We start from the raw sequence: 19,929 nt of genomic DNA on the forward strand, positions 1-19,929 counted from the left end.
ATCCCAATGTGCTTGCCATGTCGGTGCCTACAGGCATCTTGCTGTCACTGGCGACGATCGGCATCGGCTGGGTGGTCTACGATCTCTTATGCCGTTCGCCGCTTGGCAACAGCGACACCGGCCTGATGCTGGTGCTCTATGGCGTGCTGGTGTTCATCGCCTGGGGTCTTACCCACCTGTTCACCGGCCGCGCCGCCTTCCTGCATCTTGGCGCTATCACCGCAACGATCATGTCGGCCAATGTCTTCATGGTCATCATCCCGAACCAGAAGATCGTCGTCGCCGACCTGATCGCCGGCCGCAAGCCCGACCCGAAATACGGAAAGATTGCCAAGCAGCGCTCGCTGCACAACAATTACCTGACGCTGCCCGTTTTGTTCCTGATGCTGTCGAACCACTACCCGCTGGCGTTCGGCACCGAGTTCAACTGGGTGATCGCCTCGCTGGTTTTCACCATCGGCGTGCTGATCCGGCACTATTTCAACACCATGCATGCGCGCAAGGGTAACCCGACCTGGACCTGGCTGGCTGCCGCCGTCCTGTTCGTCATCATTATCTGGCTGTCAACGGTGCCGAAAGTGCTGACCGGCGAAGTCAAGGCGTCCTCGGCGGCACAGGTCTATGTCGCCTCGGCGCACTTTCCCGCAGTGCGCGACACGGTGCTTGGCCGCTGCTCGATGTGTCATGCGCGGGAGCCATCCTACGAGGGCATCTATCACGCGCCGAAAGGTGTGATGCTCGACACGGACGCCGGTATCGCCGAGCAAGCCCGCGAGATCTACCTGCAGGCCGGCCGCAGCCACGCAATGCCACCCGCCAACGTCACCCATATCACCGACAAGGAGCGCGCGCTGCTGGTGGCATGGTTCGAGCAGGCAGGGAAATAAGCATGACCAGCACACTCTTGCGCGGCCGCACGCTGTCCTTCCTGCGCTGGCCTGAGACCGTCGACGACCATTCCGCCTGGCGCTACGAGGATGACGGCGGCCTGCTGCTCCGCGACGGCAGGATCGTTGCCGCAGGCGCCTATGCCGACGTCGAGAACAAGGCTGATGAAGGCGTAAAAAAGATCGACCACCGCCCGCACCTGCTGCTGCCTGGCTTCATTGACGCGCATGCGCATTTTCCGCAGATGCAGGTTATCGCTTCCTACGGCGCCGAGCTGCTCGACTGGCTGAACACTTACACCTTTCCCGAGGAAACCAAATTCCAGAACGCCCAGCATGGCCGCCGCATCGCCAGGCTGTTCCTCGACGAGATGGTGCGCCACGGCACGACGACAGTCGCCGCCTATTGCTCGGTTCACAGGGAATCGGCCGAAGCGTTCTTCGCCGAGTCGCATGACCGCAACATGCTCAACATCGCGGGCAAAGTGATGATGGATCGCAACGCGCCGGAGGGCGTGCTCGACACGCCGCAATCGGCCTATGACCACAGCAAGGCGCTGATCGCCGAGTGGCACGGCAAGGGGCGCCAGCACTATGCCATTACACCGCGCTTCGCCATCACCTCCTCACCCGAGCAACTGGAGATGGCGGGCGCACTCTGCCGCGAATATCCCGATCTGCACATGCAGACGCATCTGTCGGAAAACCACGCCGAGATTGCCTTTACGCTGCAACTCTTTCCGCAGGCACACGACTATACCGATGTCTACGAGCAATACGGGCTGCTCGGGCGCAAAAGCCTATTCGGCCACTGCATCCATCTGTCGGAACGCGAGGCGGATGCGCTTTCGGACACCGGCTCGGTGGCCGTGTTCTGCCCGACCTCGAACCTGTTCCTCGGCTCGGGCTTGTTCGACTACCAGCGCTACCGCACGCGTGACAAAGCCCTCCGCATCGCGGTCGCAACCGATGTCGGCGGCGGCACCAATTACTCGATGCTGCGCACCATGGACGAGGGTTATAAGGTGATCGCGCTGAACGGCGAGAAGCTCAACCCGTTCCAGTCATTCTACCAGCTCACCCGCGGCAATGCCGAGGCGCTGTCGGTCGTGGAAAAAGTCGGCACGCTCGACCAAGGCAGCGATGCCGACATCATCGTCCTCGATGCCCGCGCCACGCCGGCCATGCGGCTGCGGATGGAGACGGCGGACACGCTGGCGGAGGAACTGTTTCTGCTGCAGACGCAGGGCGACGACCGCGCCGTGCGCGAGGTTTATGTCGCCGGACGGGCGGCAAAAACGGATATGGCGGTTTAGCTATCCCACACGTCCTGGCTTGACCCGACGGCAACCATCGGTCAAAGCGTGGAATTGACAGGGGAACGACATGGCCGTTGCGGACGATATCGCTCTGATCCAGAAACAGGAAGCCGAGCTTGTCTTCCCGGCCTTTGATGAGGCTGTCGCCTTCAAGATCGGCTCGGCGATCCGCGACCGGGCACTAGCCGAGAATCTGCCGATCATCGTCGATATCAGAACCTTCGACCGGCCGCTGTTCTACGCGGCAATGCCGGGCTCGAACGCCTCCAATCCGGATTGGGCGCGGCGCAAGATCAACGTAGTGCGGCGGTTCCTGAAAAGCACCTACCGCATGGTGCTGGAGCAGCAGCGTCCCGACCGCAGCTTCAAGCCGGGCGAGGGGCTCGACCTATCAGACTACGTGCTGGCCGGCGGCGGTTTTCCAGTCACGGTCAAGGGCGCCGGTGTGATCGGTGTGATTGCGGTCTCGGGCCTGCCGGAGCGCGAGGATCACGGCGTCGTCGTCGATGCGCTGTGCAGCCATCTCGGCGTCGACGGGTGCGAGCTGGCACTGGCGCCGGAAGCAAAATGACCGAGATCGATCCCAAGACCTTCCTCACCGCCATCTTCAATGCCGCAGTCGCCGCTGCCGATCCCCAGAGGACCATCAGGGATCACCTACCGGCAAGGCCGAAAGGGCGCACCATCGTCGTCGGTGCCGGCAAGGGTTCGGCGCAGATGGCGGCGGCTTTCGAGAAGGTGTGGGACGGGCCGATCGAAGGGCTGGTCGTTACCCGCTACGGCTACGCTGCGGCATGCCAGCGCATCGAGATCATCGAGGCGGCGCATCCGGTGCCGGACGTCGCAGGACTCGAAGCGTCGCGCCGGCTGCTCGAAAAAGTTCAGGGGCTGACCGCGGATGATCTGGTCGTGGCGCTCATTTCCGGCGGGGGCTCGGCGCTGCTGCCGGCGCCCGCGGAAGGTCTGACGCTGGCCGACGAGATCGCCGTCAACGAGGCGCTGCTCGCCTCCGGCGCGCCGATCGCCGCCATGAACACTATCCGCAAGCATGTTTCCACTATCAAGGGCGGTAGATTGGCCGCGGCCGCCTATCCGGCCAAGGTCATGTCGCTGGTCATCTCCGACATTCCGGGCGACAATCCGGCGCTGGTCGCTTCCGGACCGACCGTTCCCGATTCGGGCAGCCGCCAAAAGGCGCTGGCATCGATCGCCGCCTATGGCATGAAACTGCCGGCTGCGGTGATGGCGCATATTAATTCGCCGGCCGCAGATGCGCCGCGCGCCGACGATTCGCGTTTTTCGCGCAACGAAGTGCATCTGATCGCCTCGGCCGGCGTATCGCTGGAAGCGGCTGCAGCCGAAGCCAGGCGCTATGGCATCGAGGCGGTCATCCTCTCCGATTCCATCGAGGGCGAGGCACGTGAGGTCGGCGGTGTCCACGCTGCGATCGCCCGCGAAGTCGCGACGCGCAACCGGCCCTTCCGAAAGCCCGTGTTGGTCTTGTCTGGTGGAGAGACGACGGTGACTTTGCGAGCAAAAGGCAAGGGCGGCCGTAACAGCGAGTTCCTGCTCGCCTTCGCTATGGGCATCAGCGGCATGGATGGCATCCACGCGCTGGCCGCTGACACCGACGGCATCGACGGCTCTGAGGACAATGCCGGCGCCTTCGCCGATGGCTCGACGGTGTCGCGGATGCGGGCGACGGGCGTCGATGCTAAGGCCATGCTCGCCGGCAATAATGCCTGGACGGCATTCAACGCCGTCGGCGATCTTTTTATGCCCGGCCCGACCGGGACGAATGTCAATGACCTAAGGGCGATCCTGATCAGATAGGTTCAGGCCGCCATCAGCTTTTTTACCGCCTTCATATCCTGCAGGAACCGCTCGCGCTCGGCCTGTTTGTCCGCCGGCTCGCGAATACGCAAGATGAAAGACGGGTGGATCGTGACGAACACGCGCAAGCCATCGTCGCGCTGCACGACTGTGCCGCGCATTTTCATGATCGGCACGACCTTGCCGAGCAGCGACTGCGCCGCCGTTGCGCCGAGCGCCACCGCCAGATTGGGCTTTATGAGATCGAGTTCCTTGTCGAGCCACCAGCGGCAGGCCTGCACCTCGCCGGCATTCGGCTTGGAGTGGATGCGCCGCTTGCCGCGCGGCTCGAATTTGAAATGCTTGACCGCATTGGTGACATAGACTTTCAGCCGGTCGACGCCGGCATCGTCAAGGATGGCATCGAAGACCTTGCCCGCCGGCCCGACGAAAGGTTTGCCGGCCAGATCCTCCTGGTCGCCAGGCTGTTCACCGACGAAGATCACCTTGGCCTTGTCGGGCCCTTCGCCGAATACTGTCTGTGTCGCGTTGCGCCATAGCGGACAGCGGCGACAGGCCTTCGCCACTTCGCTAAGTTCGGGAATGGTGCTTGCGCCATCGTCTTCCGCCTCCTCAGGCAATTCAGGCTTGGGCCAGCGTCTTGCCTGCACCTTGGCGTGGTGTGGCGTGGGATTTGTCTGCGTCCTGGCGATCATGGCTGATGCGGCCTTGTCCGCTGCTGCGATCAGACACGCAATGAGCAAAGCCCGCGGAAGGTTCCGTCGAAATTACTCCGCCTTGCCTTCACCGGCGGATGGCCGAGAACGCGATGCCCTACACTTCGTGCAGATAAAGATGATAGTCCAACTCGCTGACCGTACGCGCCACCCGCAGATATTCGGATTGCTTGATCGCCACAAATGTACGGTGCAGGTCTTCGCCCAGTGCGCCTTTGAGGAACGTCGACGCGCGCGCGGCCTCGATCGCGGCGCGCCAGTCCACCGGCATGGTCGTGCGCGTGATTGCCGATTCGTAGCCATTGCCGGTGGTTTCGGGGCCGGGATCGAGGCCTTCGTCGAGACCCTTGGTGATGCCGGCCAGCACAGTTGCCGCTACCAGATAGGGGTTGGCGTCGACGCCCGACGGCCGGTGCTCGATGCGTCGGTTTTTCGCATCACCCGCCGGCACGCGCAGCGCCACCGAGCGGTTGTTGACGCCCCAGGTCGGCGCCACCGGCGCATAGGATTGCGAAACGAAACGCCGCCATGAATTGGCGTGCGGCGCAAACACCAGCATCGATTCGGCCATGGTCTGGATGAGGCCGCCAAGGCCGCGCAGCAGCGGCAAGGACCAAGTCTCGCCGCTGGCCTCAGTGAAGACGTTCTTGCCGGCCTTGTCCCGCAGCGAGACATGGAAATGCATGCCAGAGCCGGCATATTTCTCGATCGGCTTGGCCATGAAGCAAGCGGTGACGCCGTGGCGGCGCGCCTGTGCCCGCACCAGCCGCTTCAGCATGACGAGGTCGTCGGCCGCCCGGATCACATCGTTGCGGTAGTTCAGTGTCAATTCGTACTGGCCGGGCGCATATTCGGAAATGACAGTTTCGGCCGGGATGCCTTGCACCTTGGCCGCGGCATAGATGTCAGAAAACAGTGGCTCCATGCCGTGCAGATGGTCGACGGAATAGACCTCGGTCTTGGCCGAGCGTCGGCCGTCGAGCACCGCGTGTGCCGGCTGCACCTTGCCGTCGGCGTCGCGCTCGTTGGCGAGCAGGAAGAATTCGAGCTCGAAGGCGCCGGCCGGATGCAGGCCCTTGCCCGCCAGTATCTCCACCTGACGGGCCAGCGCCAGCCGCGGATCGGAAGACATGGGCTGACCGTCGAGATGATACATCGCCATCAGCACCTGGCCGCGCGGCGGCTGTGTGCCGAACAGCGGCACCAGCGTGCCGGGGATCGGCCATGCCCGCAGGTCGCCGTCGCCGGTCGCCCAGATCAGCCCGGTCTCGTGAACGTCCTCGCCGGTGATGTCGAGACCGAGGATCGAGATCGGCATGTGCCGGCCGCCCTCGAAGATGCTCTTCAATTCGTGCCGACGCACGATCTTGCCACGCCCGACGCCATTGGCGTCGGTCAGCACGATGTCGAACGCTTCGATTTCGGGATGGGCGTCGAGAAATGTCTGCGCCTCGGCAGGCGTCGAGCCCGAAGGTGATGTCATAATGGCGTTCAAAATTTGCTTGTGCGCTTCTCTCATGTGCAAGCTTGTCTCATGCCGCGAGCCTTGCCGCAACCGCGCCGAAGGCGGTGATCAGGCGGTTGACCTGGGTGGCGCTGGTCGCCGGCGAGATCAGCATCATGTTGTGGAACGGCGCAATCAGCACGCCGCGATTGACCAGTGCGACATGGATAGCCGCTTCGAGCTCCGGCGCGTGCGCTGTTTCCGCCTCGCCGCCATTCCTCAGCGGGCCAGGTGCGCAGATGAACTCGACGCGCGCGCCGACTCGGGCTACATGCCAGGGCAGGCGGCAACGGTCGATGACGGCGGTCAGCCCTGCGTCGAGCCGCCGCGCCAGATGGTCCATATGGTCGTAGTTCTCCTCGGTCATCACCTCTTCGAGCGTGGCGCGCATTGCCGCGAACTGCAGCGGATTGGCCGACAGCGTCGTACCCATGCCGGAATAGCCTGGTTCCTTGGTGCTGATATAGTTGGTATAGCGGGTGGCGACGTCTTCGCTCATCCCCCACACGCTGGCCGGCACGCCACCGGCGATTGGTTTGCCGAGCACGAACAGGTCCGGCTCCAAGCCGTGTTTTCTGGTGTAGCCGCCCGGACCGGTCGAGATCGTGTGCGTCTCGTCGATCAGCAGCAGGGCGCCGGTTGCGCGGGTGAGACGGCGTAGCGCGTCGTGGAAGCCGGGTTCGGGCAGCACCATGCAGGAATTGGTCAGCACCGGCTCGGTGATGACGCAGGCTATATTCTTATTCCGGAGCACGGCCTCAAGCGCCGGCACATCGTTGAACTCGATGACATCCGTTGCCCGGCTCAGGTTCCGGAATTCGCCGGCCAGTCCCGGCCGATTGACCGCTCTGCCGTCGACCAGCCGCACCATCGTCTCGTCGACCGAGCCGTGATAGCAGCCGTTGAAGACCAGGATCTTTTCCCGACCGGTGATGGCGCGGGCGACGCGCAGCGCAAAGCGGTTGGCATCGGTCGCCGTCGTCGCGATCTGCCAGAACGGCAGGCCGAAGCGCTGTTGCAGCAGCGGGCCGATGGCGAGTGCGTCTTCCGAAGGCAGCATGAAGGTCAGGCCGCGTCCGGCCTGCCGGCGGATGGCGTGGGCGACCGGCGGCGGCGAATGGCCGAACATCGAGCCGGTGTCGCCGAGGCAGAAATCGTCGAGCCGGTTGCCGTCGATATCGGTGATAGTGGCGCCTCTGGCGCTGTCGACCAGGATCGGGAACGGCGTCGGCCAGTCGTTCATCCAGTGCATCGGCACGCCGCCGAAGAAGCCCGGCAGGCCACTGCCGGCCTTCGCTGCCGATTTCGGCCGCGCCTTTCGGAAGGCTTCTGCTTCGGTCTCGCGCAAATCGGCGATGCGGGCGGCGCTAAGGCCGCCGATGGACGTCTTTGAATGGTCGATTGTATGCATGAAAGCCCCTCTCATACGTCACTCTGCCAATCGGCGTCCGGAACCGCAATTGGCCGCACAGCTGTCCTGCATTGGTTCAGCGGCACGGTGGAGAGGACTGGCGCTTGACCTGAGGGCATCCTCCAGCATCAATGGGGGATAGGGGTTTGTGGCTTGGGGGAAGAAAGATGCGGACGATCTTCTGTGTAACAACGCTGCTGTTGTCGGCCGGCTCGGCGTTCGCCACCGGCGGCATCTGGTGCTCGGCCGAGGGTACAGCGGTGAAATTCCAGGTCGAAGCCGGCGTCACCAGAGGCATGGGCGGGCCAACGTTCAATTTTCGCGGCGATCTCGAAATTCTCGGCAGACCCGTCGGCGACGATTTGCGCAAGACAGTGTTCGAGGATTCCAACCTCACGCAATACTGGCTCGACGGCAAGGAATTGCGGCTGCTCGTCTATCGCGAGCACGAGGTCGCAAACACCTACAGCTCTGTCGAACTGACGATCGTGACCAAGTCCAGTGAAGAAGGCACGTATGACGGGCGCTATTCGCTAGCCATCCATGACGGCACGGCTGACACGGATGGCGATGGCATGCCTGCCGCGTTGACCGGCGAAGTCTCCTGTGGGGCCGAGTAGAGAACTCCCGGTTATGCGGAAATATCGATGACGCCGCAGTCGCCTGCGGCGCTGCCGAAGGCGACGCGGCGTTCCTCCTTGTCCCACATCATCGAGGTGATGGCGCCCTTGCCCGGTCGGCGCAGAAGCACTTCCTTGGCGTCAGCGAAACGCACCACCATCACCATTCCGTCGTCATAGCCGACGGCGACGACATCCTGGCTTGGATGGCAGGCAACCGAGGTCACCATGGCGTTGCCGCGCGTGCCGAGTTCCAGCGGCGCCTTGCCCATCGGCCCGTCCTTGCCCGAAAACGGCCAGACGATCGCCGCCGGTGCGCCGGAACTGGCCAGCCATTTTCCCTTGGCGCTCCACGACAGGCTTTTGACTTTGCCGGGATAGCCGCTCATGCGCATGTGCTTGCCATCGGCCAGCTTCCAGCCATGCAGGGCGTTCTCCTGCATGGTGGTGACGAGGAAGGCGCCATCCGGCGAGAAGGTGATGCCGGTATGGGCGCCGGCCCATTCCAGCTCGACGGGCTTGCCGTCCGCGGCCGGGAAATGCAGCGTCGCGCCATTGTAGCGGGCGACGCCGAAGCGCATGCCCTTGGGCGAGAACGCCAGCCCTTCGACCGAACGCGGATGCATGAATTCTTTAGTCTTGCCGTCGGCAAAGCGCACAAAGGCGATTTTGCCCGAGGCATAGGCGACGGCGCCTTGTGGTCCGGCGGCGACGCTGGTGATCCATTTTTTCCCGGCGCTTGCCAATTCTGCCGCATTGCCACCGGCGGTAACCGAAAAAATCTTGCCGTCCTCGCCGCCGGTGATCAGCCGGTCGTTGGCCGCATCGTGGAAGGCGGCGAGCAGCCCGTCATTGGCCTGCGCCGCCTTGTGGCCATGGTCCAGCCGATGGATTGTGCCGTCGGCCAGTGCGAAATGCGGTACGTCGCCAAGGAAGAAGGCGGCGACGCAATGGCCATCGAGATCAAGCGGGGCGACTGTGGGCATGAGAGACTATTCCATTCGAGATTTCGGCCGGTCGTCTACCCCCGCCGGGAGCCGCCAGCGCGGGTAGGTGCAGCTCTCCTGCTCCCCTTGCGGGAGAAGGTGGATTGGCGCGCAGCGCCAAGACGGTTGAGGGGTGCTGGACGGAGTGCCGTCGTTGCCAAGCTGGAACACCCCTCACCCGACCGAGCTTCGCTCGGCCACCTTCTCCCGCAAGGGGAGAAGGAAACAAGCGGCAGCGCTAGCGTTATAAGGCCTGGAAATCAAGCGGCCTGGCAGGCGTCGAAGCTCTTCTTAAGGCGCTCGGCGTCGAGCTCGCGGCCGATGAACACCAGCCGGCTCTCGTGCTTCTCGCCGTCCTTCCAAGCGCGCTGGTGGTCGCCCTCGATGATCATGTGGACGCCCTGGATGACGTAGCGCTCGTCATCGCCCTTGAGCGCGATGATGCCCTTCAGCCGCAGGATGTTCGGGCCTTCCATCTGGGTGATCTTCTCGATCCACGGGAAGAATTTCTTCGGGTCCATCTCGCCGCCGCGCAGCGACACCGATTGCACCGTCACGTCATGGATATCGGAAGGGTGCGTGTGATGATGGTGGTCATGCCCGTCATGGTGATGATGCCCATCATGATCGTGATCGCCATGGTCATGATGATCATGGTCGTCATGCGCCTCGAGGAAGTGCGGATCGTTCTCCAGCGCGCGGGAAAGATCGAAGGCGCCACGGTCGAGCACCTCGGACAGCGCCAGGCCGGCGCGGGTGGTGCGATGAATCCGGGCCGCCGGGTTAATCGCGCGGATCGTCGCCTCGACCTTGCTCAGTTCCTCCGGCGTGACGAGATCGGTCTTGTTGAGCACGACGACATCGGCAAAGGCGATCTGGTCCTCGGCTTCGCGGGAATCCTTCAGCCGCAACGGCAGATGCTTGGCGTCGACCAGCGCCACCACGGCGTCGAGCCTGGTCTTGGAGCGCACATCGTCGTCCATGAAGAAGGTCTGCGCCACAGGCACCGGATCGGCGAGGCCGGTCGTCTCCACCACGATGGCGTCGAAACGGCCCGGCCGGCGCATCAGGCCCTCGACGACGCGGATCAGGTCGCCGCGCACCGTGCAGCAGACGCAGCCATTGTTCATCTCGTAGATTTCCTCGTCGGATTCCACGATCAGCTCGTTGTCGATGCCGATCTCGCCGAACTCATTGACGATGACGGCGTAGCGCTTGCCGTGGTTTTCCGAAAGGATGCGGTTGAGCAGCGTCGTCTTGCCGGCGCCGAGATAGCCGGTGAGAACGGTTACGGGGATCTGCGTCGTCTGTGCATCGATCATGTTGGGCCTCGAAAAGGATTGTTGGCTCCATATAGGATGTGCGCCGTGCTTTTGCACGCGGCAAACCGATGGGCCAAACACGTCGCCAATATTGCCGGACTTTCCCAACATCGCTGAACTTTCATTGGCGCTGGCGGATCTCACTGCCTAGATAAGAACAAGGCAGCTTGCTCGAAAGAAACCAAAAGAGGGGCCGAATGTCCGACAAACCGTCCCCGTTGAGCCGGCGTCAGGCGCTCGGCTTCATTGCCGTCAGCGCCGGCGGCGGTGTCTTCCTTCCGGGCATCGCGCTGGCTCAGCAGGCCTCGCCCTATGCCGGGCTTGCCCTGTTCGATAGCGGTGCCGGCGTTTGCGCGATCACGCCGGAAGCCACCGAGGGGCCGTTCTATTTCGACCCGAAGCTCCAGCGCGCCGATATCACCGAAGGCAAAGCGGGCATTGCCCTCAATGTGCGGCTGCAGGTGGTCGACGCGGCCTGCCGACCGCTTGCCGGCGCGCGTGTCGACATCTGGCATTGCGACGCGCAAGGGCACTATTCAGGCTATCCGGGACAAAGCGACGGCCAGGACGTCGATACGTCAGGCCAGAGTTTTCTGCGCGGTTGGCAAAAGACCGACGAGAGCGGTATCGTCTCGTTCGCCACCATCTATCCCGGCTGGTATCGCGGCCGCACCACCCACATCCACTTCAAGGTCTTCCCCAACGATAATTTGGTGATGAGCGGCCAGCTGTTTTTCCCCGATAGGCTGAGCGAGCAGATATTCACCACTGTCGCGCCTTACACCGACCGGTCCGGCAAGCGCGATACGTCGAATGCCAGGGACGGTATCGCGCGGCGCGCTGGGCCGCTGTCGCAGGCCGCGCTGCGCGAGGTGGCGGACGCCTACCAAGCCTTGATGATCGTCGCGGTGAAGGATGGTTGAGTCTCGTCGTGTGTGGAGTGCTCCTGCTGCAAGCGTCCACCTCTACTGAAAAGTCGTTTGTCATCTAACTGAAATAAACATCTGGCATTAGCCACGGCGGACACCGCATTGCTTGCCGGCAAAGCTGTTTTGCAAAGCCGGATCTTTTTCGATCGTCGATTGCCAACCGGGCGGCTGCCTCTATGCTGTCCGCACCGGTTCGGCCGAAGAGGGATGACCATGGCCAAGGCGGACAAGACTGCGACAATGAGCCGGCTGCATTCGGCGGCGCGGCTGGCACGTACTGCGCTGGCGGCGCGGCTTCTAGGGCACGGCTTCTATGCCGGTCAGGACCAGATCATGCTCGCGCTCGACCGTGAGGACGGGCAGACGCCCGGCAATCTTGCCGGTCGCCTCGGTGTGCGCCCGCCGACCATCACCAAGACCATCAACCGGCTGCAGGCGCAGGGCTTCCTGGAAAAGCGCGCCTCTTCCGCCGATGCCCGCCAGGCCCATATCTTTCTGACCGACACGGGCCGCGAAATCATTCATGCCATCGAGAAATCGGTGAAGAAGACCGAGAAGCAGGCGCTGAAGGGTCTCGATAAAAAGGACCAGAAGGCGCTGTTCAAGCTGCTCGCCCGCGTTGAGGCGAACCTCTCGAACGGCGAGATGGTTCTCGTCGATGATGAGATCGACGCCGACGAATGATCAGCGGCTGACGCCATCAGGCAGCGGCTGCTGACGATCCATGGACCAATGCCGACCAGCGGCCCGGCGTGACACCGAACGCTTTCTTGAAGTGCCTGTTGAAATGACTTTGGTCGCTGAACCCGGCCGCTATCGCGATCTGCGCCAGTGGCTCGCTTGCCTCGATCATGCGGCGTGCTCGTTGAAGCCGGCGCATCAAGAGAAAGCGATGCGGGCTGGTGGAGAAGGCAGCACGGAAATGCCGCGATAGGGCGTAGCGATCCAGCCCGGTGATCGTCTCCAGCTCGTCGGAGCGGACGATACGGAAAACATTCTCTTCCAGATAGTCGCGCGCCAGGCTGGCTGCGCGCCATGCTGTCCTTGGGATCGGTTTCGCCGGCAGGCCTGCATGCCGTGCCAGGCTTTGCATCAGCTGCGCAATGAAGTCGGCGACAAAGAGATCGTCCAGCTTCTGGTCCAACGGCCCCAGCGCCGAAAGCAGCCTCGTGCGGAAGACAGGATCCGTCACCACGGCATCCCTGACGAAAGGCAGCGATCCGCCTATCGTATCGAGGCAGTCCAGCACGACGGACGGCTCCAGATAAAGCATCCTGTAATGCAGGCCCTCTTCGGTGCCGGCACCGCCGTCGTGCAATTCGTCGGGATGGAGCACGATAATCTGGCCGGGCAGGCTGTGATGCGTCGTGCCGCGATAACGGAAGGTCTGGACGCCATGCAGCGTCACGCCGATCGCATAGGTATCGTGACGATGGAGATCGAAGGCGCTGCCGTGGAACCGGGCTTCGATACGCTCCATGCCAACGGAATCGGGTGCCGAGATGACGCAGTTTTCCGCCGCATCAACGCACAAACGTCCAAGACCCTGAAAGGCCTCGCCATCTAAACTGTGTGACATCGCTTCATTCACAAACCTCGAATGGCAAATGTCTCATGTTCGACACGAAATTTGCAATCGTGCTGCAGGATGATCTTCCCGTCTGGCAAAAGCTCAATGTCACCGCCTTCCTGACCAGCGGTATCGTTGCGCAGTATAGCGACATCATCGGCGAGCCCTATCGCGACCGCGCCGGCAATATCTACAATCCGCTCTCGATCCAGCCGGTCATCGTGCTTTCGGCCGATCGCCCGACGCTCAGTGCGATCCACCGGCGGGCGCTGGACCGCGGTGTGACAACCTCGCTCTACGTCGACGAAATGTTTTCGACCGGCCACGACGCAGCGAACCGCGCCGTGTTTGCCGAATTCGCACCCGACGACGCCAAGGTCGTCGGCATCGCGGTGCGTGCCGAAAAGAAGCTCGTCGACAAGATCACCAGGGGCGCCCGCATGCATCCCTAGTGCACGTAGTCGGCTGTTGTTGTGCCAGCCTCTTTTGGCTTGCCGGCAGGTGACAATTGCCTCAAAGGTAGGGCTCTGCCCTGCTTCCCATCCGGCCTGAAATTGAGTGCTCTCCCAAGACAAGACGAAAGCGCGACGCCTCCGGCGGCGATCCTCTGCATGCTTTCCGTCTATGTATTTTTCACCTTCCTCGACACCAGCAGCAAATATCTTGTCATGGCCGGCGTCTCGGCGCTGATCGTCGCCTGGGCTCGCTTCGCCGTCCATGTCGTGCTTGTTGGTGTCTTTCTGCGCGGATGGCGCGAGCCGGCGCGCTTTCGCGCCAACAATCTGCCGGCGCATATCCTGCGCGGCGCCTTCCTGTTCGGATCGACCATTTGCAACGTTATGGCGCTGCGAACCCTGCAGCTGGCCGAAACCACCTCGATTTATTTCTTCGCGCCGATGGTGATCACAGCAATCGCCGGTCCTTTGCTCGGTGAATGGGCTGGCTGGCGGCGTTGGCTGGCAATCCTGAGCGGCTTCGTCGGCGTCCTCATCATCACCCGGCCAGGCGTTGGCGTCTTTGGCGTCGGCCATCTCTTCGCGCTCGGCTCGATGCTGTCGAACTGTTTTTACATCATCATGACGCGGCGCATGTCGGCCACGGAAACCTCGGAGAGCCTCATTCTCTTTTCGGCCCTGGCGCCGGCCGTACTTCTCCTGCCGATACTGCCGTTTTCGCTTTCGCTGTCGCAGGATGGCTGGCACTGGTTCATCCTGCTGATGCTTGGCGTCTTCGGCGCAATCGGCCACTGGCTCCTGGTTCAGGCCTATCGTCTTGCCACCACCACGGCATTGGCTCCCTATCCCTATTCACAGATGATCTGGATGATCATTGCCGGCTGGATTGTCTTCAACCAGTTTCCCGACCGCTGGACGCTCGTCGGCGCGGTCGTCATCGTCGCGAGCGGCCTTTATATCGTCCGTCGCGAGCACCGGCTTCTAGTGCGCAACCGAGCCGCGCTCGACGTCGAGGTGGAAGCGCTGGCAAAAAAACTTTGATTTGTTCCGGAAGGGTGGCATAAGGCCGCGTTTAAACTGTTTAGACCATGATCCCGATAGGTGGCATCCGGTTTTCGCTGGAGATCGAGGATCAGCTCTAGATCGTCGGGGGAGCGCAAGGCGCTGGCACAGAAGATCAAGCTTTCGACGATCGCGGATGCGCTCGGTGTGTCCACGGCCACGGTCTCGCTGGCTCTGCGCGACAGTCCGCTGGTTGCCGGAAACACCCGGGACCGCATCAAGGAACATGCCCGCGCCATCGGCTATATCTATAATCGTCGTGCCGCCAGCCTGCGCACCTCGCGTTCTGGCATCGTCGGCGTCGTCGTTCACGACATTATGAACCCGTTCTTCGCCGAGATACTGCGCTCGATCGAAAGCGAGCTCGATCGCAGCCGGCAGACCTTCATCCTGTCGAACCATTACGACCAGCTCGAAAAGCAGCGCACCTTCATCGACACGCTTTTGCAGCTCGGCGCCGACGGCGTCATCATGTCGCCGGCCATCGGCACGCCGCCCGAAGACATATTCATGGCCGAGGAAAACGGCCTGCCCGCGGTGCTGATCGCGCGCACCGTCGAAGGCGCCGACGTGCCGGTGTTTCGCGGCGACGATGCCTACGGCACCGGGCTTGCCACCAACCATCTGATCTCGCTCGGCCATAAGCGCATCGCCATGGTCGGCGGCACCGACCAGACCTCGACCGGCCGCGATCGCTACCAGGGCTATGTCAATGCTATGGAGGCGGCCGGGCTGGAGGTCAGGCCGTCCTGGCGCATCGCCGGTCCGCGCACCAAGCAGGCCGGCTTCGAGGCCGCCGGGCAGTTCCTTGCGCTGAAGGACAAGCCGACCGCCGCCTGCTGCTGGAACGACCTCGTCGCCATCGGCCTGATGAACGGTATTGCACGCGCCGGGCTGGTGCCGGGCATTGACATCTCCGTCACCGGCTATGACGATCTCGAGGAGGCGGCGATCGCGACGCCGGCGCTGACCACCGTGTGGAACGGCCAGCGTGAAGTTGGCCGCCGCGCAGCCAGCGCGCTGCTCGACAAGCTCAATGGGCAGATGGTGCGGCCGTCGCAGGAACTGATCAAGCCGGAACTGCATGTGCGCCAGTCGACCGGCAAACCGGTGGAGCGTGCATGACAAAAGCCGAACAGCAGCAAGCAGTCGCCATTCTGGTGCCGGGCCAATTCAACGACCACGCGGTCGGCCGCATCGACCGGACGTTCAGCTGCGTCTGGATCGAACGGCCTGAAGCGTCGCTGGTCACCGACGAGATGCGCAAGACCGTGCGCGGCATTGCCGCCTTTGGCGGGATCAACGCAGCCCTCATCGACGCGCTGCCGAACCTCGAGATCATCGCCAATTTCGGCGTCGGCTATGATTCGGTCGATGCCCGTCACGCCGCACAGCGCGGTGTCATGGTCACCAACACGCCTGACGTACTGACCGAAGAGGTCGCCGACACGGCGATCGGGCTTTTGATCAACACCATCCGCGATCTGCCGCGCGCCGAGACCTGGCTGCGCGACGGCAGTTGGGCACGCAACGGCAATTATCCGCTAAGCCGGCTGACCTTGCGCGGCCGTCGTGTCGGTATTTTCGGCATGGGCCGCATCGGCCTTGCCATTGCGCGCCGGCTGGAGGCCTTTGGGCTGCCGATCGCCTATCACAATCGGCGCCGCGTCGAGGGCCTGGCCTACGAATACCACGGCACGCTGAAAGGCCTTGCCGAGGCGGTCGATACGCTGATCTCGGTGGCGCCCGGCGGCGCCTCGACGGAAAAGGCGGTCAACGCCGAGATCCTGTCGGTGCTTGGCCCGGATGGCGTCTTCGTCAACATCGGTCGCGGCAGCACGGTGGACGAGACAGCTCTTGCCGCAGCCCTGGCCAATGGCACCATCGCAGCTGCCGGGCTCGACGTCTTCGCCGATGAGCCGAACGTGCCGCCGGCGCTGCTCGCCGCTCCCAACACCTCGCTTTTGCCGCATGTCGGCTCGGCTTCGGAACATACCCGCCGCGCCATGGCCGATCTGTGCGTCGACAATCTGATTTCCTGGTTTTCAGAAGGGAGGGCGCTGACGCCGGTGCCGGAAACGGAAAAGGTCAAGGCGCGCAGCTGAGCAGCACGCTTTCCTATTTGTTAACTACGGCTTAACGCTTTGAAATCATTCTTGATCTATCGCCAGACACGCGGAGAACGCAGATGAAAGCACTTGCTGCATTGATGGCGGTGGCCGCGCTGTTCGGCAGCGTTCACCTGTTTCACGGCGGCAGCGGCGAAGGCCGCACAGCCGCCGATGAGCCAACGCCGTCGCCCGACGACTACAGGCTGGTGGCCAATGGCGACGAAGCCTCCTGCGCGCTCAAGCGCGGCCCTGAGGTTTCGAATGGCCTGTCGCTGTTGACGGTCACTGCGAATTGCCGCCGGGTCTTGCCCGGCATCGAGCGCGCGAAATTCTGGCGTGAGCAGGATGACGGCACGGTCACCTTCAGCGCGAACGGCATCGACCCGATCGTCACTTTCGGCGTCGCCGACGGCGACGGTTATGAATCCTACGCTCCAGCCCTGCCGCTGCTGTCGCTGGCGGCCGGCCGCGATTGATGTTGACGTCCGACCGCTGAACTATTCCGCGGCGGCTCGCGTGCCGGATTTCGCTGCGGCGTGCAGGCGCACCGCGTCGCCGAAGGCGCGGAATATCCTTGCCGAGACGCTGTCCGACTTGACCCAGTATTCGGGATGCCACTGGACGCCGACGGCGAAAGCACGGGCGTCCCGCACCGAAACCGCCTCGACCGTGCCGTCAGTGGCGACCGCCTCTATCTGCAGCTTCGGGCCGAGCCGGTCGATGGCCTGGCGGTGCACCGAATTGACCATGATGTCGCCCGCCCCGAAGACGCCGGCGAGGCAGGTCCCAGGCTTGATCGAAATGGACTGGCGTATGGCGAAGCGTTCGTCCTGATTGTCGCTCGCCGGAGAGCGATGGTCCAGAGATCCCTCGCGCTCCTGAATCTCTGTGGCCAGCGTGCCGCCGAGCGCCACATTCATTTCCTGGATGCCGCGGCAGATGGCGAGCAGCGGCACGCCGCGCTCCACTGCCTTGCGGATCAACGGCAGCGTCGTCGCGTCGCGGGCAGGATCGTAGGGACCATTGGCCTCGCTGGCATCGCCGCCATAGAGCGAGGGATGCACATTGGACTTCGAACCGGTGACCATGACGCCGTCGACCGATGACAGGAGTTCGTCGAAATCGAGCCGGTCGCCGAAGGACGGCACCAGCACCGGGAATACGCCGGCGCCCGAAAGCGCCGCCTCCAGATATTGCTGCGGAACGGCATGCCAGGTGTAGTTATCGAACTGGCGGACGTCGGTCGATATGGCGACGAGCGGCTGCTGCATTTTTGATCCGGGTTCCATTCAGTGCAGGGACATATTCTGCCTTTAAAATAGGCGATCCGAAGGCGCTTTGCCATGACAAGTTCGGCATGTCGCATGGTCCACGGAAACGGCGTTAGACTTAAGTTGCAAGAGGTGCGTTCGCGCCGCGAATTTCGCGGAAACGCCGCCGGCAAACCGGCTGCCATGGCTGGACTCGACTTCTTGCCCGTGTATTGTCTGCCGCGAAGCCGATCCGGGGCACAGAGCATTTCCCGAACATCGGTCTATTGATCCAATAGGGAGGACTTCATGGATCGTCGATCATTCATCCGCAAGGCCGGCGCGACCGGTGTGGGCGCCGCGGCGGCTACAGCAGCCCTTGCCGCGCCGGCTATCGCCCAATCCAATCCGAAAGTGACATGGCGCCTGGCGTCGTCCTTCCCGAAATCTCTCGACACGATCTACGGCGGCGCCGAGGTCTTTTCCAAGATGCTTGCGGAGGCAACCGACGGCAACTTTCAGGTCCAGGTCTTCGCCGCAGGTGAACTCGTGCCCGGCCTGCAGGCCGCGGACGCCACCACCGCCGGCACTGTCGAGGCCTGCCACACGGTGGCATATTATTATTGGGGCAAGGACCCGACATGGGCGCTGGGCGCTGCCGTTCCGTTCTCGCTCAACGCGCGCGGCATCAATGCCTGGCATTACCACGGCGGCGGCATCGACCTGTTCAACGAGTTTCTCGCCACGCAGGGCCTTTTTGGCTTGCCGGGCGGCAATACCGGCGTGCAGATGGGCGGCTGGTTCCGCAAGGAGATCAACACCGTCGCCGACCTTTCGGGCCTCAAGATGCGCATCGGTGGCTTTGCCGGCAAAGTGGTGGAAAGGCTCGGCGTGGTGCCGCAGCAGATCGCCGGCGGCGACATCTATCCGGCGCTGGAAAAAGGCACCATAGACGCGGCCGAGTGGGTCGGCCCTTATGACGATGAGAAGCTCGGATTCTACAAGGTCGCGCCCAATTATTATTATCCCGGCTGGTGGGAAGGCGGGCCGACCGTCCATCTGATGTTCAACAAGGCGAAATACGAAGAGCTTTCACCGGCCTATAAGGCGCTGGTGCACACCGCCGCGCAGGCCGCCGACGCCAACATGCTGCAGAAATACGACCTTCTGAATCCGGCGGCCGTGAGGCGGCTGGTGTCCGGGGGCGCCAAATTGCGCCCGTTCAGCCCGGAAATCTTGGCAGCCTGCTTCGAAAAGGCAAACGAGGTTTATGCCGAGATGGAAGCCTCGAACGCGCCGTTCAAGAAGATCTGGGACTCGATCAAGGCGTTCCGCAAGGAGCACTATCTCTGGGCGCAGGTGGCCGAGTACAATTACGACACCTTCATGATGGTCCAGCAGCGCACCGGCAAGCTCTGACAACAGTTACGGCGCCACGCGCTCTTCGGACGCGTGGCGCCGTTACACTTCGATTTGCCGGATCAGCGCGGCACAACCAGCACCTTGACTTCGCCTGGCGCAGGCGGATTGGCGATCACCGCAGCCGCCTCCTCAAGCGTCACCTGCCGTGAGATGAGCTTGTCGACCTCGATCCCACCCGAGGCGATGAGATCGGCGGCCCGGCGATGCGTAAACGGATTGAGAAACGAGCCCAGGACCCTCAATTCCCGGAACAACAGGTCGAAAGGTTCGAACTCGGCTTTCATGCCTTGAGGCATCACGCCGACGATGACAACCGTACCGCCGGCTTTGGCCAGCCGCATCGATTGCTCGACTGTCTCTCTTACGCCAGCACATTCGAACACCACATCGACACCGCCTGGCATCAGGCCCGACGCACCGACGACCGTGCCGATGATATCGCAAGCGCTTGGGTCGACCGTCGCCGTTGCGCCCAATACTTCGGCGAGGGCACGCCGCGAGGCCTGGCGCGTCGACAGGATGATTGTCGTCG

General features: G+C 63.0%; 21 protein-coding genes. 13 read left to right on the forward strand and 8 right to left on the reverse strand.

Annotated features, from left to right (window positions below):
* The 4 genes from EOA78_RS29000 to EOA78_RS29015 form a co-directional block, all read left to right on the forward strand.
* Nucleotides 1-887: urate hydroxylase PuuD (locus EOA78_RS29000; protein WP_127318444.1), on the forward strand; the 887-nt coding region annotated here is incomplete at its 5' end.
* 2 nt (nucleotides 888-889) lie between these two features.
* Complete coding sequence (gene guaD, locus EOA78_RS29005; protein WP_127318446.1) at nucleotides 890-2,203, forward strand: guanine deaminase; 1,314 nt, start codon at nucleotides 890-892, stop codon at nucleotides 2,201-2,203.
* A gap of 70 nt (nucleotides 2,204-2,273) precedes the next feature.
* Nucleotides 2,274-2,777 carry a heme-degrading domain-containing protein gene (locus EOA78_RS29010; RefSeq protein WP_127318448.1) on the forward strand — a complete coding sequence of 168 codons (504 nt, stop codon included), beginning with the start codon at nucleotides 2,274-2,276 and terminating at the stop codon, nucleotides 2,775-2,777.
* The gene (locus tag EOA78_RS29015) at nucleotides 2,774-4,039 is read left to right on the forward strand and encodes a glycerate kinase (protein WP_127318450.1); all 1,266 of its coding nucleotides are present in this window, start codon (nucleotides 2,774-2,776) and stop codon (nucleotides 4,037-4,039) included. Before EOA78_RS29010 ends, EOA78_RS29015 begins: the two co-directional genes overlap by 4 nt.
* Nucleotides 4,040-4,041: 2 nt before the next feature.
* On the opposite strand, the gene EOA78_RS29020 is transcribed toward EOA78_RS29015, so the two are convergent.
* The 3 genes from EOA78_RS29020 to EOA78_RS29030 all read right to left on the reverse strand — a co-directional run bounded on the left by EOA78_RS29020 (nucleotide 4,042) and on the right by EOA78_RS29030 (nucleotide 7,670).
* Entirely contained in the window at nucleotides 4,042-4,782 is a 741-nt protein-coding gene (locus tag EOA78_RS29020; RefSeq protein WP_281034076.1) for a UdgX family uracil-DNA binding protein, read from the reverse strand.
* Between the two features lie 70 nt (nucleotides 4,783-4,852).
* The gene (locus EOA78_RS29025; RefSeq protein WP_127318454.1) at nucleotides 4,853-6,238 is read right to left on the reverse strand and encodes a glutamine synthetase family protein; all 1,386 of its coding nucleotides are present in this window, start codon (nucleotides 6,236-6,238) and stop codon (nucleotides 4,853-4,855) included.
* Between the two features lie 49 nt (nucleotides 6,239-6,287).
* Nucleotides 6,288-7,670 carry an aspartate aminotransferase family protein gene (locus EOA78_RS29030; RefSeq protein ID WP_127318456.1) on the reverse strand — a complete coding sequence of 461 codons (1,383 nt, stop codon included), beginning with the start codon at nucleotides 7,668-7,670 and terminating at the stop codon, nucleotides 6,288-6,290.
* Nucleotides 7,671-7,837: 167 nt separating this feature from the next.
* On the opposite strand from EOA78_RS29030, the gene EOA78_RS29035 reads away from it, so the two are divergent.
* Nucleotides 7,838-8,290 carry a hypothetical protein gene (locus EOA78_RS29035; RefSeq protein ID WP_127318458.1) on the forward strand — a complete coding sequence of 151 codons (453 nt, stop codon included), beginning with the start codon at nucleotides 7,838-7,840 and terminating at the stop codon, nucleotides 8,288-8,290.
* 11 nt (nucleotides 8,291-8,301) lie between these two features.
* Here EOA78_RS29035 and EOA78_RS29040 read toward each other — a convergent pair whose 3' ends face one another.
* Nucleotides 8,302-9,276 carry a WD40 repeat domain-containing protein gene (locus EOA78_RS29040; protein ID WP_127318460.1) on the reverse strand — a complete coding sequence of 325 codons (975 nt, stop codon included), beginning with the start codon at nucleotides 9,274-9,276 and terminating at the stop codon, nucleotides 8,302-8,304.
* Between the two features lie 260 nt (nucleotides 9,277-9,536).
* Complete coding sequence (locus EOA78_RS29050) at nucleotides 9,537-10,598, reverse strand: GTP-binding protein (RefSeq protein ID WP_127318464.1); 1,062 nt, start codon at nucleotides 10,596-10,598, stop codon at nucleotides 9,537-9,539.
* 197 nt (nucleotides 10,599-10,795) lie between these two features.
* Here EOA78_RS29050 and EOA78_RS29055 point away from each other — a divergent pair, with 197 nt between their 5' ends.
* Complete coding sequence (locus tag EOA78_RS29055; RefSeq protein ID WP_127318466.1) at nucleotides 10,796-11,521, forward strand: intradiol ring-cleavage dioxygenase; 726 nt, start codon at nucleotides 10,796-10,798, stop codon at nucleotides 11,519-11,521.
* Between the two features lie 219 nt (nucleotides 11,522-11,740).
* On the forward strand, nucleotides 11,741-12,211 hold the full coding sequence (locus EOA78_RS29060; protein ID WP_036267548.1) for a MarR family winged helix-turn-helix transcriptional regulator: 471 nt from the start codon (nucleotides 11,741-11,743) through the stop codon (nucleotides 12,209-12,211).
* A gap of 16 nt (nucleotides 12,212-12,227) precedes the next feature.
* Here the strand turns inward: EOA78_RS29060 and EOA78_RS29065 are convergent, their stop codons facing one another.
* A complete protein-coding gene (locus EOA78_RS29065; protein ID WP_127318468.1) occupies nucleotides 12,228-13,106 on the reverse strand; it encodes an AraC family transcriptional regulator in 879 nt (292 codons plus the stop codon).
* Nucleotides 13,107-13,141: 35 nt separating this feature from the next.
* On the opposite strand from EOA78_RS29065, the gene EOA78_RS29070 reads away from it, so the two are divergent.
* From EOA78_RS29070 to EOA78_RS29090, 5 genes are all read left to right on the forward strand, one after another.
* Nucleotides 13,142-13,549 carry a DUF2000 family protein gene (locus EOA78_RS29070; protein WP_065006085.1) on the forward strand — a complete coding sequence of 136 codons (408 nt, stop codon included), beginning with the start codon at nucleotides 13,142-13,144 and terminating at the stop codon, nucleotides 13,547-13,549.
* 159 nt (nucleotides 13,550-13,708) lie between these two features.
* Complete coding sequence (locus EOA78_RS29075; RefSeq protein WP_164783982.1) at nucleotides 13,709-14,593, forward strand: DMT family transporter; 885 nt, start codon at nucleotides 13,709-13,711, stop codon at nucleotides 14,591-14,593.
* Nucleotides 14,594-14,716: 123 nt separating this feature from the next.
* Nucleotides 14,717-15,739 (forward strand): LacI family DNA-binding transcriptional regulator, encoded by a 1,023-nt coding sequence (locus EOA78_RS29080; RefSeq protein WP_127318480.1) that lies wholly within the window; start codon nucleotides 14,717-14,719, stop codon nucleotides 15,737-15,739.
* On the forward strand, nucleotides 15,736-16,719 hold the full coding sequence (locus EOA78_RS29085; RefSeq protein WP_127318472.1) for a 2-hydroxyacid dehydrogenase: 984 nt from the start codon (nucleotides 15,736-15,738) through the stop codon (nucleotides 16,717-16,719). The genes EOA78_RS29080 and EOA78_RS29085 overlap by 4 nt, the downstream gene beginning before the upstream one ends.
* 83 nt (nucleotides 16,720-16,802) lie before the next feature.
* Nucleotides 16,803-17,201, forward strand: a complete 399-nt coding sequence (locus EOA78_RS29090; RefSeq protein WP_127318474.1) for a hypothetical protein — start codon at nucleotides 16,803-16,805, stop codon at nucleotides 17,199-17,201.
* Nucleotides 17,202-17,222: 21 nt separating this feature from the next.
* On the opposite strand, the gene EOA78_RS29095 is transcribed toward EOA78_RS29090, so the two are convergent.
* Nucleotides 17,223-17,996: a gamma-glutamyl-gamma-aminobutyrate hydrolase family protein gene (locus EOA78_RS29095; RefSeq protein ID WP_127318476.1), complete on the reverse strand. Its 774-nt coding sequence runs from the start codon at nucleotides 17,994-17,996 to the stop codon at nucleotides 17,223-17,225.
* 288 nt (nucleotides 17,997-18,284) lie between these two features.
* Here EOA78_RS29095 and EOA78_RS29100 point away from each other — a divergent pair, with 288 nt between their 5' ends.
* Nucleotides 18,285-19,394, forward strand: coding sequence for a TRAP transporter substrate-binding protein (locus EOA78_RS29100; protein ID WP_127318478.1), 1,110 nt, complete (start codon nucleotides 18,285-18,287; stop codon nucleotides 19,392-19,394).
* Nucleotides 19,395-19,456: 62 nt separating this feature from the next.
* Here the strand turns inward: EOA78_RS29100 and EOA78_RS29105 are convergent.
* Nucleotides 19,457-19,929 (reverse strand): zinc-binding dehydrogenase (locus EOA78_RS29105; protein WP_164783983.1); only part of this gene is annotated, 473 nt, incomplete at its 5' end.

Source organism: Mesorhizobium sp. M5C.F.Cr.IN.023.01.1.1 (assembly GCF_003997585.1).
Classification (GTDB): domain Bacteria; phylum Pseudomonadota; class Alphaproteobacteria; order Rhizobiales; family Rhizobiaceae; genus Mesorhizobium; species Mesorhizobium wenxiniae.

Bases quoted from the DNA above. Each gene is read 5' to 3' on its own strand.
- EOA78_RS29055 (WP_127318466.1), top strand. From the start codon at position 10,796: ATGTCCGACAAACCGTCCCCGTTGAGCCGGCGTCAGGCGCTCGGCTTC.
- guaD (WP_127318446.1), top strand. From the start codon at position 890: ATGACCAGCACACTCTTGCGCGGCCGCACGCTGTCCTTCCTGCGCTGG.
- EOA78_RS29030 (WP_127318456.1), bottom strand. From the start codon at position 7,670: ATGCATACAATCGACCATTCAAAGACGTCCATCGGCGGCCTTAGCGCC.
- EOA78_RS29090 (WP_127318474.1), top strand. From the start codon at position 16,803: ATGAAAGCACTTGCTGCATTGATGGCGGTGGCCGCGCTGTTCGGCAGC.
- EOA78_RS29060 (WP_036267548.1), top strand. From the start codon at position 11,741: ATGGCCAAGGCGGACAAGACTGCGACAATGAGCCGGCTGCATTCGGCG.
- EOA78_RS29035 (WP_127318458.1), top strand. From the start codon at position 7,838: ATGCGGACGATCTTCTGTGTAACAACGCTGCTGTTGTCGGCCGGCTCG.
- EOA78_RS29100 (WP_127318478.1), top strand. From the start codon at position 18,285: ATGGATCGTCGATCATTCATCCGCAAGGCCGGCGCGACCGGTGTGGGC.
- EOA78_RS29065 (WP_127318468.1), bottom strand. From the start codon at position 13,106: ATGTCACACAGTTTAGATGGCGAGGCCTTTCAGGGTCTTGGACGTTTG.
- EOA78_RS29070 (WP_065006085.1), top strand. From the start codon at position 13,142: ATGTTCGACACGAAATTTGCAATCGTGCTGCAGGATGATCTTCCCGTC.
- EOA78_RS29095 (WP_127318476.1), bottom strand. From the start codon at position 17,996: ATGCAGCAGCCGCTCGTCGCCATATCGACCGACGTCCGCCAGTTCGAT.
- EOA78_RS29010 (WP_127318448.1), top strand. From the start codon at position 2,274: ATGGCCGTTGCGGACGATATCGCTCTGATCCAGAAACAGGAAGCCGAG.
- EOA78_RS29085 (WP_127318472.1), top strand. From the start codon at position 15,736: ATGACAAAAGCCGAACAGCAGCAAGCAGTCGCCATTCTGGTGCCGGGC.
- EOA78_RS29050 (WP_127318464.1), bottom strand. From the start codon at position 10,598: ATGATCGATGCACAGACGACGCAGATCCCCGTAACCGTTCTCACCGGC.
- EOA78_RS29040 (WP_127318460.1), bottom strand. From the start codon at position 9,276: ATGCCCACAGTCGCCCCGCTTGATCTCGATGGCCATTGCGTCGCCGCC.
- EOA78_RS29025 (WP_127318454.1), bottom strand. From the start codon at position 6,238: ATGACATCACCTTCGGGCTCGACGCCTGCCGAGGCGCAGACATTTCTC.
- EOA78_RS29075 (WP_164783982.1), top strand. From the start codon at position 13,709: ATGCTTTCCGTCTATGTATTTTTCACCTTCCTCGACACCAGCAGCAAA.
- EOA78_RS29015 (WP_127318450.1), top strand. From the start codon at position 2,774: ATGACCGAGATCGATCCCAAGACCTTCCTCACCGCCATCTTCAATGCC.